The sequence below is a fragment of the Jiella pacifica genome (genome assembly GCF_010500815.1).
GTDB lineage: Bacteria > Pseudomonadota > Alphaproteobacteria > Rhizobiales > Rhizobiaceae > Jiella > Jiella pacifica.
Genome location: NZ_JAAAMG010000001.1, coordinates 587,040 through 602,258 on the forward strand (window position 1 = coordinate 587,040; position 15,219 = coordinate 602,258).

11 protein-coding genes and 1 pseudogene are annotated in these 15,219 nt (G+C 67.2%); 7 read left to right on the forward strand and 5 right to left on the reverse strand.

The window, feature by feature from the left end:
• Window positions 1–16 precede the first annotated feature (16 nt).
• The 7 genes from GTK09_RS02720 (at window position 17) to GTK09_RS27730 (ending at window position 9,005) form a co-directional block, all read left to right on the forward strand.
• Window positions 17–1,393, forward strand: a complete 1,377-nt coding sequence (locus GTK09_RS02720; RefSeq protein ID WP_163460914.1) for an aromatic ring-hydroxylating oxygenase subunit alpha — start codon at window positions 17–19, stop codon at window positions 1,391–1,393.
• A 29-nt stretch (window positions 1,394–1,422) separates the two neighbouring features.
• Window positions 1,423–2,673, forward strand: coding sequence for a cystathionine gamma-synthase family protein (locus GTK09_RS02725; protein ID WP_163460915.1), 1,251 nt, complete (start codon window positions 1,423–1,425; stop codon window positions 2,671–2,673).
• A 1-nt stretch (window position 2,674) separates the two neighbouring features.
• A complete protein-coding gene (locus tag GTK09_RS02730) occupies window positions 2,675–4,282 on the forward strand; it encodes an FAD-dependent oxidoreductase (RefSeq protein ID WP_163460916.1) in 1,608 nt (535 codons plus the stop codon).
• 10 nt (window positions 4,283–4,292) lie between these two features.
• A complete protein-coding gene (locus tag GTK09_RS02735; protein ID WP_163460917.1) occupies window positions 4,293–5,468 on the forward strand; it encodes an NAD(P)/FAD-dependent oxidoreductase in 1,176 nt (391 codons plus the stop codon).
• Window positions 5,469–5,791: 323 nt separating this feature from the next.
• Window positions 5,792–6,940: an NAD(P)/FAD-dependent oxidoreductase gene (locus GTK09_RS02740; protein ID WP_163460918.1), complete on the forward strand. Its 1,149-nt coding sequence runs from the start codon at window positions 5,792–5,794 to the stop codon at window positions 6,938–6,940.
• Window positions 6,941–7,142: 202 nt separating this feature from the next.
• Complete coding sequence (locus GTK09_RS02745) at window positions 7,143–8,108, forward strand: fatty acid desaturase (RefSeq protein WP_163460919.1); 966 nt, start codon at window positions 7,143–7,145, stop codon at window positions 8,106–8,108.
• Window positions 8,109–8,195: 87 nt separating this feature from the next.
• Window positions 8,196–9,005, forward strand: a complete 810-nt coding sequence (locus GTK09_RS27730; RefSeq protein WP_163460920.1) for a phosphate/phosphite/phosphonate ABC transporter substrate-binding protein — start codon at window positions 8,196–8,198, stop codon at window positions 9,003–9,005.
• Between the two features lie 85 nt (window positions 9,006–9,090).
• On the opposite strand, the gene GTK09_RS02755 is transcribed toward GTK09_RS27730, so the two are convergent.
• From GTK09_RS02755 to GTK09_RS02775, 5 genes and pseudogenes are all read right to left on the reverse strand, one after another.
• On the reverse strand, window positions 9,091–11,142 hold the full coding sequence (locus GTK09_RS02755) for an ABC transporter ATP-binding protein (RefSeq protein WP_163460921.1): 2,052 nt from the start codon (window positions 11,140–11,142) through the stop codon (window positions 9,091–9,093).
• Window positions 11,143–11,144: 2 nt separating this feature from the next.
• On the reverse strand, window positions 11,145–12,026 hold the full coding sequence (locus GTK09_RS02760) for an ABC transporter permease (protein WP_163460922.1): 882 nt from the start codon (window positions 12,024–12,026) through the stop codon (window positions 11,145–11,147).
• The gene (locus GTK09_RS02765; protein ID WP_312869573.1) at window positions 12,023–12,988 is read right to left on the reverse strand and encodes an ABC transporter permease; all 966 of its coding nucleotides are present in this window, start codon (window positions 12,986–12,988) and stop codon (window positions 12,023–12,025) included. Before GTK09_RS02765 ends, GTK09_RS02760 begins: the two co-directional genes overlap by 4 nt.
• A 5-nt stretch (window positions 12,989–12,993) precedes the next feature.
• Window positions 12,994–14,655 carry an ABC transporter substrate-binding protein gene (locus GTK09_RS02770; RefSeq protein ID WP_163460923.1) on the reverse strand — a complete coding sequence of 554 codons (1,662 nt, stop codon included), beginning with the start codon at window positions 14,653–14,655 and terminating at the stop codon, window positions 12,994–12,996.
• Window positions 14,656–15,099: 444 nt separating this feature from the next.
• A pseudogene (locus tag GTK09_RS02775) lies at window positions 15,100–15,219 on the reverse strand (IS481 family transposase); the annotation flags it as partial.

Here is a 15,219-nt window from a genome sequence, read left to right on the forward strand (position 1 = left end):
TCAATAAGGAGGCACGATGCTCGACCTGTCCATGATCGCGGCAGTCTTTGCCCAGCGCAAGCCGGGCCATACGCTGCCCCAGAGCCTTTACAACAGCCCCGACGTCTACGAGTTCGATCTCGACGCGATCTACGGCCAGTCCTGGATCCTCGCCGGCTTCACCTGCGAGATCCCGCGGCCGCGCGGGGTTCTGGCGCTGACGATCGGCCGCTCGCCGGTGGTGATCACCCGCGACCGCGACGGCACGCTGAAAGCCTTCCACAATTCCTGCCGGCATCGCGGAGCGCAGGTCTGTGCCGACGGAGCCGGCGCCCGCTCGCGGCTGACCTGCCCCTATCACCAGTGGGTCTACGGCCTCGACGGCAAGCTCGTCCACGCCAAGGACATGCAGCCGAGCTTCAAGCCGGACGAGCACGGGCTGAAACCGGTGCATGTGGAGGAAGTCGCCGGCGCGCTCTTCGTTTGCATGGCCGAGACGCCGACCCCCTTCGACCAGTTCCGCGCCGATCTGGAACCCCTGTTGGCGCCGCACCGGCTGAACGAGGCCAAGCTCGCCCACCAGAATACGCTGGTGGAGAAGGGCAACTGGAAGCTCGTCATGGAAAATGCCCGCGAATGCTATCACTGCGCCGTCGGCCATCCGGAACTGGCGCTGACCTTCCCGATCGGCGAGGCGAAGGGCGGCCACTTCGCCAAGGAGGACGATCCGCGGCACCAGGCCTTCGACGCCAAGCTCGCCTCTCTCGGCCTCGCCAAGGGGCCCTTCATCGGGCCCTGGTGGCAGGTGGAGCGCTTCCCGCTCAGAGAGGGGCAGGTGTCGCTGACGATGGACGGCCAGCCGGCGGTGAAGAAGCTGATGATCGAGGGAGATGATCCGGACGTCGGCTCGCTGCGCTGGGCGATCGAGCCGCACAGCTTCTGCCATTCGACATCCGACACGACGGTGTATTTCAGCGCCATGCCGACCGGGCCCCACGAGACCGTCGTCACCTGCAAGTGGCTGGTCCATCAGGACGCCGTCGAGGGCGTCGACTACGACGTCGAGCGGCTGACGGCGCTGTGGAACGTCACCAACCTCCAGGACCGCGACCTAGTCGAATTGAACCAGCGCGGCGTCAATTCCCTCGGCTATACGCCGGGGCCCTATTGCGAAGAGGGCGAATCCTACGTCCAGCGCTTCGTCGACTGGTATTGCGACAAGGCGCAGGACTTCATCGCGGCCCGGACCGGCATCGACCGGCGGGCGAAGGCGGTGAATGCGGTGCCGGCGTCTGCGGAGGTCGCTTTCGTGGCGGCGCCGGGTCTGGCGGCTATGACCGCACAGCTCGATATGACGCCGGCCTTTGCCGGGGAGGCCGTCGTCGCGGCCGAACAGTGGCCGGACGCTTCGTGAGCACCGAAGGACTGCCGGAACGGCGCGACATGGAACCACCTGAAGGACTGCACCCCGACACGCTGGCGGTCGGCTTCGGCTACGACCCGGCCGAGGCCTATGGCGCGGTCAAGCCGCCGATCGTCCTTTCCTCGACCTTCGCCTATCCCTCCGCGCAGGCGGCAAAGGACGTCCATCGGGCCTATTTCGACGGCCCGGCGCCGGAGCGCGACGCGCCCTTCATCTATGCAAGGCTCGATCATCCGAATCTCAAGCTCCTGCAGGCGCGGCTCGCCGTCCTCGACGGCTCCGAGGACGCGGCGGCCTTTTCTTCCGGCATGGCGGCGATCTCGGCGACGATGCTCGCCCATCTGAAGCCCGGCGACAGCGTCCTCCACACGACGCCGCTTTATGGCGGCACCCATGGCCTCCTCCATGGACCGCTGACCGGGCTCGGCATCAAGCCGGTCGGCATTGCCGACGCGCTCAGCCGGCAGAGCGTCGACGAGGCTGCCGAGACGGCGCTGGCGCATGGCCCGATCGGCCTCATTCACGTCGAGTCGCCGGCCAATCCGACCGCCGGCATCGCCGATATCCGCATGATAGCGGACTTCGCCGACGCACTCGCCACGCGGCAGGACAAGCGGCCGGTGGTCTCGGTCGACAACACCTTCCTCGGCTCGCTGCTGCAGCGTCCGCTGGAGCATGGCGCCGATCTCTGCATCACCTCGCTGACCAAATATGCCGGCGGCCATTCCGACCTTCTCGGCGGCTGCCTCACCGGCTCGCTCGAGCGGGTGGGGCCGGTGCGGATGCTGCGTACGCTGCTCGGCACCCACATGGATCCGTTCACCTCCTGGCTGCTCCTGCGCTCGCTGGAGACCTTTCCGCTGCGCAACGGCCGGGCCAACGCCAATGCCGGGGCAATCGCCGCATTCCTGCGCGATCATCCGAAGGTGACGGGGGTGACCTATCTGGGCTTCCTCGAAGAGGGCTCGCCGGCGAGGGCCGTCTACGACCGGCAATGCACCGGGGCCGGCTCGACCTTTTCCTTCAAGATCGCCGGCGGCGAGGCGGAAGCCTTCGCCATGCTGGACCGGCTGAAGGTGTTCCGCATGGCGGTGAGCCTCGGCGGGACGGAAAGTCTGATTTGCCATTCGGCCTCGACCACGCATTATCTGGTTCCGCCGGAGATCCGGCGGGAAGTCGGTGTCGACGATTCCTCGCTGCGGATCTCCGTCGGCATCGAACATCCCGACGATCTGATCGCCGATCTCGCTCAGGCCCTGGACGCAATCTGAAATGACCGAACCGACACTGCCGCCGCCCGATCGCTACTCGATCGCGGGCAAGTCCATCACCATTGAAGAGCATGTGGAGATCCTCGTCGTCGGCGCCGGCGATGCCGGCTGTGCCGCGGCGATCGAGGCCGCCAAAGCGGGCGCTTCGGTGATGCTGGTCGACGAGAACCCGGTCTCAGCCGGCCTGGTCGGCATGGACGTGCCGTTCTATTTCGGCGGCCGTGCGACCAATGCCGTGCAGACGCCGGAGCGGCTGGTCGAGCGGGTGCTGGAATCCAATCCGGCGCTCGCCGAGGCCTTCGAGGTCGGCGTCGACGTGCGGCTGTCGACCAGCGTCTGGGGCGCCTGGGTCAAGGTGCCGGGGCTGAATGGTCTTACCTGCGGCATCGCCGGTCTTGCGAGTGAGGAAAAGAGCTGGCTCGTCGGCTTCGACCGGCTGGTGCTGGCCACCGGTGCGCGGGACCTCAACTTCACCTTCGCCGGCTCGGACCAGCCGGGCGTCATGGGAGCGCAAGGCTTCCACACGCTGCTGACGCGCTACGACGCATTCGCCGGCCGGCGGCTGGTTGTCGTCGGGTCAGGCGAGTTGGCGATGGACATGGCGGCGCTGGCGCTCGATCGTGGGCTCGACGTCGTGGCGCTGGTCGAGGTGCGGGACGACGCGCAAGGGCCGGCCGAAAAGGTGGCGGTGCTGGTGGAGCGGGGCGTCGAGATCGTCACCGGTCACGTGCCGCTTCGGGCAAAGGGCAATGCCGAGGGGGTCACCGGCCTCCTCGTCGCCAGCCGCGACGACGCGGGCCGCCAGCGCGAGATCGCCTGCGACACGGTCGTCATGGCGGTCGGCACGGTGCCGGTGATCGAACTCCTCGACGTTCTCGGGGGCAAGCGCGAGCTGGCGCCGGAGCGCGGCGGCCATGTCCCGGTCGTTTCCGAAGACGGCGCGACCACGCTGCCCCGGGTCTTCGTGGCCGGCGACTGCGCCGGGCTCGGCGGCGACGCCGCCGTGTCCGGAATGCGGGCAGGGCGGGCGGCGCTTCGCACGCTAGGCAAGGCGCCGGAGGTGGCCGAGATCTCGGAGGATGTGGCGCAGGACAATCGGCCAGGCGCCCAGGATGGCCTCGGCTACCAGACCGACTGGGCGAGCGCGATGCTCGCCACCGGCGGGCCGGACGTTCTCGCCTGCATCTGTGAGGACGTGACGCGGGGCGATCTCCTCGGCGTCAAGCCGCCCCGTTATCTCGACTGGCGCTCCAACACCATCGCGCGAAGAGATCTGACGACACTGGCCGAGGACGGGCCGGTCAACCAGGACCAGATCAAGCGGCTGACCCGGGCCTGCATGGGCCCGTGCCAGGCGCGGCGCTGCCGCGAGCAGGTGGCGCTGATCATGGCGATCGGCGCGGGCGTTTCGCCCGAGACAGTGCCGCTCGCCGGCTACCGGACGCCGGTGCGGCCGCTTCCCTTGTCGGTGCTCGCCGACTGGGACGAGGGCGCCGACATGGATGCCGGCTGGAACGTCTGGTTCGGCATCGCCACCCAGTGGATCGGCTATGACGACATCGGCACGACGCGCGAGGCCGAGCAGCTTCGCGCCGGCATGCCCTATTGAGGAGACGGCGATGAGCGACAAGGGTACTTCGGTCGTCATCGTCGGCGGCGGCGTCACGGGCTTGTCCGCCGCCTGGTGGCTGGCGCGCTCCGGGGTCGACGTCACCGTCGTCGAAAAGGGCATCGTCGGCTTCGAGGCCTCGGGCCGCAATGGCGGCGGCTGCACCCATTATCAGAGCCCGCTGTTCCACGAGGAGCAGCGGCTTTGGCCGCAGATGGACGAGCTCCTCGGCTATCCGACCGAATATCAGCGCGGCCGCATCATCTTCCAGGTCGATCCGCGCAAGGAGCGCTTCCACGAGGGCCTCGCGATGCGTCTGCCCGCCGGCTACGACTGGGACGTCCTCGATCCGCAGCAGGTGCGCGAACTGGTGCCGCTCGCCGGCGACAACGTCGTCTCCGGCGTGCGCTTCCATTTCGGCGGCCATGCGAATCCTCAACGGACGTCCCAGGCCTATGCCTGGGCGGCGCAGGACCATGGCGCGCGGATCCTGCAGCATACGGTCGTCACCGGCATTGCGACCATGGGCAGCAAGGTGACGGGCGTCGAGACCTCGCACGGCATGATCGGCTGCGACGCGCTGGTCATCGCCGCCGGGCCGCAGACCGGCCAGATGATGGCCATGCTCGGCCTCGACCTGCCGATGGCGGCGGCGCGGGCCGAAATGATCGTCACCGAGCCGCTGCCGATGATGCCGATCACCGGCGTCGACGGCAACGGCCTCTATGGTCGCCAGACCCTGCGCGGCAACCTCGCCTATGGGGGCGGCCCGCATGAATGGATGGACGACGTGCCCTTCGACCGCGAACCGCCGCGGCCCTCGGGTTCCGTCACCCGCAACCTTGCCAAGCGCGTCGCCGAGCTGTTGCCGAAGGCGGCGCATGCCCGCGTCATCCGCTCCTGGGCCGGCGTCATCGAGAACACGCCGGACGGCAGGCCTGTCATCGAGCGGCTGACGTCGCCGGAAAACGTCACGGTGGCGACCATGTCCAGCGTCGGCTTCGGCCTGTCGCCGGCGAGCGGCCACGCCATCCGCGACCTCGTCATCGATGGGGTCTGCAGCTTTGCAGATCTGTCGAAGCTGTCGCTTTCCCGCTTTGCCGGCCTGCGCGCCGACTGGCGAGACCATCTGGACTGGCTGCCGCCGAAACCGGTTGACGCGGTCGTTTCCCCAGTAGTCAACTGACGGCGGATGTGACCGACGCCGTCTGGCACCTGGGACATCTGCGATGCAGTTGGAGCCGCGCCGTCACCGCCTCGTCATCCCGGGCTTGACCCGGGACCCATTCCAAATCGTTGCCATCGTTCGAGCGCACGGTTGCCGGCGCATTGTCTTATCCGAACCGAAGAGGCAGTCTCAGCGCGGAGGAATGGGTCCCGGGTCAAGCCCGGGATGACGAGACGTCGATGGAAGCGCTCCTTCTGGCTCGTTCTCTGTCCTCCACGCATGCAAACTGAAAATATGCCTCCATCCGCCTCATTGCGCCCCTGCAGAAAGCCTCCGATTCCATGTCAAACTCCCGCGGTAAGATCATCGTCGTCGGTGCCGGCATTGCCGGCCTCTCCACCGCCTGGGCGCTGACGCGCCGTGGCTACACGGTGGAGGTGTTCGAGCAGGGGCCGATCCCCAATCCGCGCGCCTCCTCCTATGACGAGCACCGCATCACCCGCCACGCGTACGGCACGCTCGAAGGCTACGCTTATCTGATGCCGCGGGCATTCCGGCTCTACGAGCAGCTGTTCCAGGACATCGGCGCGCGGCACTTCTCGCCGGGCAGCGTGTTCTACTTTCTGCGCAACGACGTCGACTGGTACGAGCCGGTCTCGCGCTCGCTGACGGCGCTGGGCAAGGGCTACCGGGACATCCCGCTGGCCGAGGTGCCGGATCGCTTCCCGATGATCGAGACCAGAAGCCTGGCGCGTTGCGTCGAGACGGACGAAGGCGGCATGCTGTTCCCGATCCGCATCCTCACCGACCTGACGGTGTGGCTCGGCAATCAGGGCGTGACGTTTCATGCCGACGCGCGGGTTAGCGAGGTCGATCCCGAGGCCGGCACGCTGGTCGCCAATGGCGAGACCCATCGCGCCGACCGGATCGTCATCGCCGCCGGCGCCTGGGTCAACAAGCTGACGCCTGAGGTGGCGGGCGCCGTCGTCCCGTCCCGCCAGGCGGTGATGTATCTCAGCCCGCCGGCGGAATATGTCGAAGCCTGGAAGGTCGCGCCGGTGCTAATCGATCTCGGGACCGAGAGCGGCACCTATACGCTGCCGCCGAGAATGGGGACTCGGCTGAAGGTCGGCGACCACGTCTTCACCCGCTCGGGCGACGCCGACGGCGACCGCATCGCCACCGACGCGGACGTCGCCCGGCTGAACAAGGCAGCCCGGCTCGCCTATCGCGATTTCGAGCGCTACCAGGTTCTGGAGCGGAAGATCTGCTTCTACACGGTCACCCGCGATGCCAGCGAGGAATTCCAGGTGAAGCCCTGGGGCGCGAAGACCTGGGTGGTCAGCGCCTGTTCCGGCCACGGCTTCAAGCTCGGCCCGCTGATCGGCGACGGGGTCGCCGCGGCGATCGCCGGCGAGATGTCGGACGAGGACGCGGTGCGCCTGACGGCCGGCCGAATGGGCTTGGAAGAGGCACGGGCGCTGGGGTGACGGATCGCTCGGCGGTGACGGTACGCAAGAGAGCCGGGCAAATTCGAGATGGCGGCGGCGAGCGGCCGCCGCGCAAATCCGTTGCTTAAAATCACAAAGGTTGACGAATATCACTAGCCGGGCGTGAAGTGCGACAACTCTCATCACGGCTTGGTGAAGTCAGGCATTGTCATCGCACCTGATTTGCACGAATCCTGGGCGCATGACCCCAGCGCCTCGAATCTCAGCAAATCCTGTTTGCAACCGTTCGGCCGTCGAATGGCCGACCCTGATCCTGGCGCTCGTCATCTATGGTGCATGGGGCGGGCTGACCTTCTTCCACCACCTGATCCCGCTGGTGCTGCTGATACCTGCGGCGGCCTGGATAATCGCCTGGCACGGGTCGTTGCAGCACGAGATCATCCACGGCCATCCGACCCGCTGGCGAGGCGTGAACCGGGCGCTCGGCTTCGTGCCGCTGGCGCTCTGGATCCCGTTCACGCGCTACCGGGCCATGCATCTCTGCCACCACCGGGACGAACGGCTGACCGATCCGCTCGACGACCCGGAATCCTACTACTGGACCGAGGCGGACTGGGCAAAGCTGAGCCCGCTGGCCCGCGGCCTCGTCGAAGCGCAGACCTGCCTCGCCGGTCGGCTGATCGTCGGTCCGGCATGGTCGATCACCCGCTTCCTGTGGTCGGAGGCCAAAGCGATCCGTGGCGGCGACAAGGCTGCTGCCGGCATCTGGGCGCGGCATCTTCTCGGCTGTGCCGTGGTGCTGACCTGGCTGTGGAGCGTCTGCGGCATCGGTGTGCTGGAATATCTGGCGATCTTCGTCTATCCCGGCACGGCGCTGCTCTTGATCCGATCCTTCGCCGAGCACAAGGCCGAGGGTAGCGTCGAAAAGCGCACCGCGATCGTCGAAGGCGCGCCGCTGCTGGGGCTGCTGTTTCTCAACAACAATCTCCACGCCGCGCACCATGCGCATCCGACGTTGCCCTGGTACCGCCTGCCGGCCTGGTATCATGACAACCGCGCGCTGCTGCTCGGCGCCAATGGCGGCCTGCTCTATGACGGCTACAAGGACGTCTTCCGCCGCTTCTTCGTGGCGCCCCATGACCGGCCGGCTCATCCGCTCGGGCGGGCGCCGGATGGGACGGGAACGGGTGGCGAAGCGGCTGCCTGACCTGGGCCGGAGGAGGGGCTCGGACTGGCCTACGGCTCGCGGCGGAGGCGAACGCATGGCCGGATGGACTGCAGCGAGATATCGCCCATGACCCGCATCGCCAGCCTCGGAATGTACGACATGCCGTGGCTGCTTCATGCGAATGACGCACTGTGGGCCGGCCTTGCCTCGCGGCTGCGGGCAATCGGGATGGACGGTGTGGCGGAAAGTCTCGAACGGACACGGTCTCTCGCTACGGTCTGGCGGGACCCGGCGCTGCTTTTCGCCCAGACCTGCGGCTATCCGCTGATGACGGCGCTCAACGATGTCGTCACGCCGTTCGCCGCGCCGGTCTATTCCTGGTCGGGCTGCTCGGGGGCGACCCATTGCAGCGTCATCGTGGTACTAAGGGCCTCCTCGTTCGAAACGCTGGCCGACCTGCGCGGCCGGCGCGCCGCGATCAACGGGCCGGATTCCAATTCCGGCATGAATTTGTTTCGGCATGCCGTCGCGCCTTTCGCCGAGGGCGGGCGGTTTTTCGCAGACGTCGTCACCACGGGCGGCCATCTAGCCAGCATCGACCATGTCGCCAGCGGCAGAGCCGACGTTGCGGCGATCGATTGCGTCACATTCGGACTGGCCCACAGGCACCGGCCGGAATTGGTCGAAGGCGTCCGGGTGATCGCCGAGACGGCGAAAAGTCCCTCGTTGCCGTTCGTGACGCGGGCGGGCGCCTCGGCGGGTGAGATCGCAATGCTTCTGTCGGCGGTGGAAGAGGCGACCGCCGATCCGCAACTGGTCGGGGCGGTGGAGGCGCTGGGGCTGAAGGGAGTGGAGCCGGTGTGCGTGGACGATTTTGCGGTGGTGCTGGGCTACGAGCAGGAGGCGATTGCGGCGGAGTATCCGGTTTTACGGTAAGGTCGCGGCCGGCGAATCCCGGCGGCAACCGCGTCCCCTGCAGTCGCCGATTGTCAGCGACACCCCGTCGGACACGTGCGGGAGCTCAAGCCCCAGCCTCGACCACGTCCACACCTTCCATCCTCCGCCCCCGCCCGAGCTTTTCCCGCGGCAGGTGGCAGCGGATGGCATGGCCCTCGTCGTCGAGCGCGAATGGCGGCTCCTCCGTCTCGCAGATCTTGGCGAACTTGCGCGGGCAGCGGGTGTTGAAGACGCAGCCGGTGGGCGGGTCGATCGGGCTTGGAATCTGCCCCTCGAGGCGGATTCGCTCGCCGCGTTCGCCGGTGACGGTCGGGGCAGCGGAGAGGAGCGCCTCGGTATAGGGGTGGTGCGGGCCCTCGATCACCGAGCGCGCCGGGCCGATCTCCATCAGCCGGCCGAGATACATCACCGCGATCCGGTCCGACAGATGCCGCACGACGCCGAGATCGTGGGAGATCAGGATGTAGCTCACCTGGCGCTCGGCCTGGAGCTCGGACAGAAGGTTGAGGATCGCCGACTGCACCGAGACGTCGAGGGCCGAGGTCGGCTCGTCGCAGACGATGACGCGGGGATCGGCGGCGAAGGCTCTGGCGACGGCGACGCGCTGCTTCATGCCGCCGGAGAGCTGGCGGGGCTTGGCCGGCAGCTGGCGCGGGGTCAGGCGGACGGCCTCGAGCAACTGTCGGATCCGGCTTTCGCGCTCGCTCCCGACGATGCCGGCGAGCTTCTCGACGGCGCGGCCGATGAGGTGTTTCACCGTATGGGCGCGGTTGAGCGCCGAATCCGGGTTCTGGAAGATGATCTGGATCGCCTTGATCGCCTCGCGCGGGCGCTGGTGGACGCTGGCCGGAACCTCGGTCCCGTCGATACTGATCCTGCCGCCGTCGTCATGCTCGGCGAGGCCGAGGACGAGATTGGCGAGGGTCGACTTGCCGGAGCCGCTCTCGCCGACGAGGCCGAGCGTTTCGCCTGGATCGAGCGTCAGCGTGACGTCGCGCAGAGCCTGGACCTTGCGGTTCCCAGGCAGCTCGTAGGTCTTGGAGAGATGTTTGAGCTTCAGCACCGGCTCGACGTTCGGCCCGCGCTCCGGCGTGTTCACCGGCGGCGCCTCGCTCATCCGCGGCAGGTCGTCCACCTTGTCGTGGAAGTGGCAGCGGCTGCCACGGCCGGTCCCGACGTCGTAGAGCGGCGGCTCGTCGACGCGGCAGCGCTCCTGAACGAGGCCGCAGCGCGGGGCGAAGACGCAGCCCTGTGTGATCGAACCCGGCGGCGGCGGAAAGCCGGGAATGTTGTCGAGCGCCGCGCCGCCCTTGAAACCGGCGCGCGGCAGGCATCGCAGCAGGCCGGCGGTATAAGGATGGCGCGGGTCGTTGAAGAGTTCTCGCGCCGGACCTTCCTCGACCAGCTTGCCGGCATAGAGCACGCCGACCCGGTTGCACAGCGAGGCGACGGCCGCGAGGTTGTGGCTGATGAACAGGACGGCGGCGCCGAATTCCTGGCGCAGCGTGTCGACGAGGTCGAGCACTTCGGCCTCGATGGTGGCGTCGAGGCCGGTGGTCGGCTCGTCGAGAATCAGGAGCGCCGGATCCTTCGCCAGCGCCATGGCGATGACCACGCGCTGCTGCATGCCGCCCGAGAGCTGATGCGGGAAGCTCGCCATGACCCGGGCGGGATCGGAAATGCGCACGCGGCCGAGCATCTCCTCGCCGCGCCTCTTGGCTTCGCTGCCGGACGATCCGAGGATCTCGAACACTTCGGCCATCTGGCGGCCGACGGTGAGTGAGGGGTTCAGCGCCTTGCCGGGATCCTGGAAGACCATGGCGACGTCCTTGGCGCGCATGCGCCTGAGTTCCGTGGCGCCGAGCTCGGCGACGTCCTTGCCGGCGACGCGGGCATGGCCGGAGGATATGCGCCCGTTTGACGGCAGGACGCGCTGCAGCGCCAGCGCCACGGTCGACTTGCCGGAGCCGCTCTCGCCGACGAGGCCGTAGGCTTCGCCGCGCTGGATCGTCAGGCTGACATTCGACAGGACGGGCAGGTCGCGGCCGCGGACGGTGTAGGCGACGGAGAGGTCTTCAAGCTCCAGGGCCGGGCTGTGGGTCTTCGTGTCTGTCATGCTCATTCGGCGACTGCCCGCTGCAGGCCCTCGGCGACGAGATTGACACCCACGACGAGAGAGGCCGTCGCGACGGTGGCGGGCACGACGGTCCACCAGAAACCACCGACGAGGACGCCATAGTTCTCGGCGATCGCAAGGCCCCAGTCGGGCGAGGGCGGCTGGACGCCGAAGCCGAGAAATGACAGCGAGGCGATGGTGAAGATCGCATAGCCGAGCCGCACCGTCGCCTCGACGATGATCGGCGGCCAGATGTTCGGCAGGATTTCCACGAACATGATGTGCAGCGCGCCTTCGCCTCTCACGGCCGCGGCCGGCACATAGTCGAGATGGCGCTCGGAGAGGACGGCGGCGCGCACCGTGCGGGCCACGAGCGGGGTGAAGACGAGGCCGACGACGACGATGACCGTCGGTGTCGACGGGCCGAGGGCGACGAGCACCATCAAGGCGACGATGATCAGCGGCAGCGACAGCAGCACCTCGATGAGCCGGCCGACGATCGCGTCCACCCAGCCGCCGAAATATCCCATGACGAGGCCGACCGCCGTGCCGACGGTGGTGCCGAGGAGTGTGGCGAGGGGGGCGATGGTCAGGATGTCCCTGGCGCCGACGAGAACGCGGGAGAAGACGTCGCGGCCGATCTGGTCGGTGCCGAACCAGTGCTCGGCCGACGGCGGCGCCAAGGTGTTGAGGAGGTCGTCGGCCAGCGGATCATAGGGCACGAAGTACGGCGCGAAGGCGGCGCAGAAGGCCCAGAAGAGAACGATGACCGCGCCGACGAGGAAGGCCGGGCTGCGCAACAGGACGCCGAGCGTCGTCCGCTCCTTCTTCGGCGCGGGAGCCGGCTCGGCTTCGGCTGCGGTCGTCTCTGCCGTTGCGCTCATCGGCCGAGCTCCGCGCGCAGGCGGGGATTGAGCATGACGGTGATGCAGTCGGCGATCAGCGTCGCCACGATGAAGAAGGCGCCGATCGTCAGAATGCCGGCCTGGAGCATGGCGAAATCCTTGGCCTTGGCGGCGGAAAGGACGAGATTGCCGATTCCCTGGTAGCGGAACAGCGTCTCGACCACGACGAGGCCGCCGAGCGCATAGCCGGTCTGGGCGGCGATGACGGTGATGGTCGGAACGAGGGCGTTGCGAAGCACGTGCCGGGTCAGCACCGTGCGCCAGGGCAGGCCCTTGAGGATGGCGGTGCGGGTGTAGTCGGAAGACAGCGCCTCAATCGTGCCGGCTCGCGCCATCCGGGCAATGTAGCCGAAGAGGACGATGACCAGCGGCAGAGCGGGCAGGATCAGATGTTGGAGCTGGGTGAGCGGGCCGGCGCCGGTCGGCCAGCTGGCCGAAAGCGGCAGCCATCTGAGGATCACCGCGAAGACCAGGATCAGCGCGATCGCCGAGACGAACTCCGGAATGACCGTCAGCGACAGGCTGGTCACCGAAAGGATCCGGTCGATCGGCTTGCCGGCGTTCAGCGCCGCGATCACCCCCGCTCCGACGCCGAGGGGGACGACGATCAGGAAAATCACGCCGACGAGCTTCAGCGATTTGAGCAGCGCATCGCCGACGAAGGGCGCGACGGGAGCCCGGTAGGCATAGGACTGGCCGAGATCGCCCTGCAGCATGCCGCCGACCCAGGAGAAATACACCTCCACCGGCGGCCGGTCGGCGCCGAGCTCCTTGTTGAGCGCGGCAACCGCCCGTGCATCGGCGAGTGGCCCGAGGACGGCCCGCCCGGGATCGCCCGGCAGGACCTGCGCGCCGAGGAACACCACGACGCTGACCAGCCACAAGGTGAGGAGGCTGAGCCCCAGCCGGCGCAGCAGGAAGCGCCCGAACGGCGATCCCACGACCGTCAGCCGACGGTCGCGTTCTGCAGGAAGAGCTGACCCATCGCCGTCGGCTGGACGCCGGCGACGTTCGGCGCCGTCGCCGTCAGCCAGTTGTAGAAATACGGGAAGATGATCGGCGTCTCGTCGAGCAGCAGGCGCTGGATCTTGCCGGCGGCGTCCTTCTGCGCGTCGAGATCGAGGGCGGCGACGTAGGTCTCGACCAGCTTGTCGTATTCGGCGTTCTGGAAGTTGGCGGAATTCCAGGTGCCGTCGCTCTTCAAGGGTGCGGTGAGGAAGACGTTCGGGATGCCGCGATGGCCGTAGTCGGTCATGCCGAATTCGGAATCCAGCCAATCCGACTTGCCGGGAACCGCGCTGCCGTAATAGGCGCCCGGATCCTCGATCTTCAGATTGACGTTGATGCCGATCTCCGCGGCGGCATTCTTGATCAGGCTGGCCAGCGCCGGCAGCTCCTGGATCGACATGGTGGTGAAGGTCGTATCGAAGCCTGAGGTGCCGGCCTCGGCCATCAGCTGCTTGGCCTTCTCGATGTTCTTCGCCCGCTGCTCGACCGTCGGGTCGGTGGAGGGGAAGACCGGCGCGAAGGGCGAATCATTGCCGATGTCGGCCATGCCGCGGAACAGGCCCTGGATCAGCCGCGGACGATCCAGCGTCAGCGCCATCGCCTGGCGCACCCGCTTGTCGGCGAAGGGGCCGGACTGGGTCTTCATGTGGATCTGGCGATGGGCGTTCGAGCGCAGCTCGAGGATCTTCACCGCCGGATTGTTGAACAGGCTCTGCGAGCCCTGCACGGTCACCTGCTGGACCACGTCGACCTGGCCGCCGAGCAGCGCCAGCACCTGCGGCTGCTGGTCGGCGTAAAAGCTCATCTCGACCCGGTCGAGCTTCGGCTCGCCGCCCCAGTAGTCGGGATTCTTGACGAAGGTCGCGCCCACTTTCGGCGTATAGCGCTCGAGCTTGAACGGCCCGGTGGCGTTCATCTCCGCCTCGAAATTGCCGCTGTAGTCGGCCGGAAGGATGATGGCGTTGTAGTTGTCGGAGGAGAGGTAATAGGGGAAGTTGCCGTTCGGCGCGTCGAGATGGAAAGCCACCGTCAGGTCGTCGACCTTCTTCGTGCCGCCCTTCGACAGGACGCCCTTGAAGGCCGAAAGCGCGTTGGAGCCGTTCTGCGGGTCGGCGAGGCGTTCGATCGAGGCGACGACGTCGTCCGCCGTCATGGTGCGGCCGTCGTGGAACTTGACGCCCTCGCGCAGCTTGAAAGTCCAGACGGTGCCGTCCTCGTTGGGCGACCACTCGGTGGCCAGCATCGGCTGCAGGACGAGGTCCGGCCCGTCCATCACCAGGAAGTCGCCGACCTGCTGCAGGACGAGGAGGCCGTACTGATCGGCCACCGTCACCGGGTCGATGATGCCGGAGGGGGCAATCAGGGCGATGCGGATGGTGCCGCCGGGAGTGCCGGACTGGGCGAGGGCGCTGCCGATCGTCGACAGGCCGGCGGTCTTCATCGCCGCCACCATGAGCGCCATCGAAAGGCCGACGCGGCTACCGTGGCGCAGGAACGACCGGCGATCCAGCCGGCCGGCCAGGAGTTCGTCGATGACGTGGTTCTGAACGTCCGTGCGGCCAAACCGCAGAGCCGCAAGATTGCTGATGGCGCGGAACATGACACCGATCCCCCGGGTGTTGATGAAACTCAAACTGCCTGTTGAATGGACTCAAGCAATTTTTGAGCAAAAGGGAAAGGGCCTGTGATCGCGAAGCCGCGCGATCTCATTGATGAGCGATCGTCGGCAGGAGACCGGGCCTGTGGAACATCTGCGGGGCGTCCACAGCTCGAAGCGACCAACCACCAAGAAAACGAAGAAGCCCCGCCATTTCTGGCGAGGCTTCTTCGAACCGGATGGTTGCGGGGAGAGGATTTGAACCTCTGACCTTCAGGTTATGAGCCTGCGTATTTCGGCTCTCATGGCCCTACTCTTCAGGCCTTTCAAGTCTACATGTGCCATACATGTGCCATGTAAATCATAGCAGACCGGTTGCGATGCGATCCATCGCCATCCGGTGGTCGTCCGATTTGAATAGATGGCCGTAGCGATCCATCTGTCCACTTAAGCTTCTTGACTGACGAATGACATGACGGTTTCGACTGGCCTACGGCCCATGTTGCGGTAGCCGAGGTGCGGGCGTTCGGTGTTGTAGTGGACGAGCCAGGCGTCGAGATCGGCCTG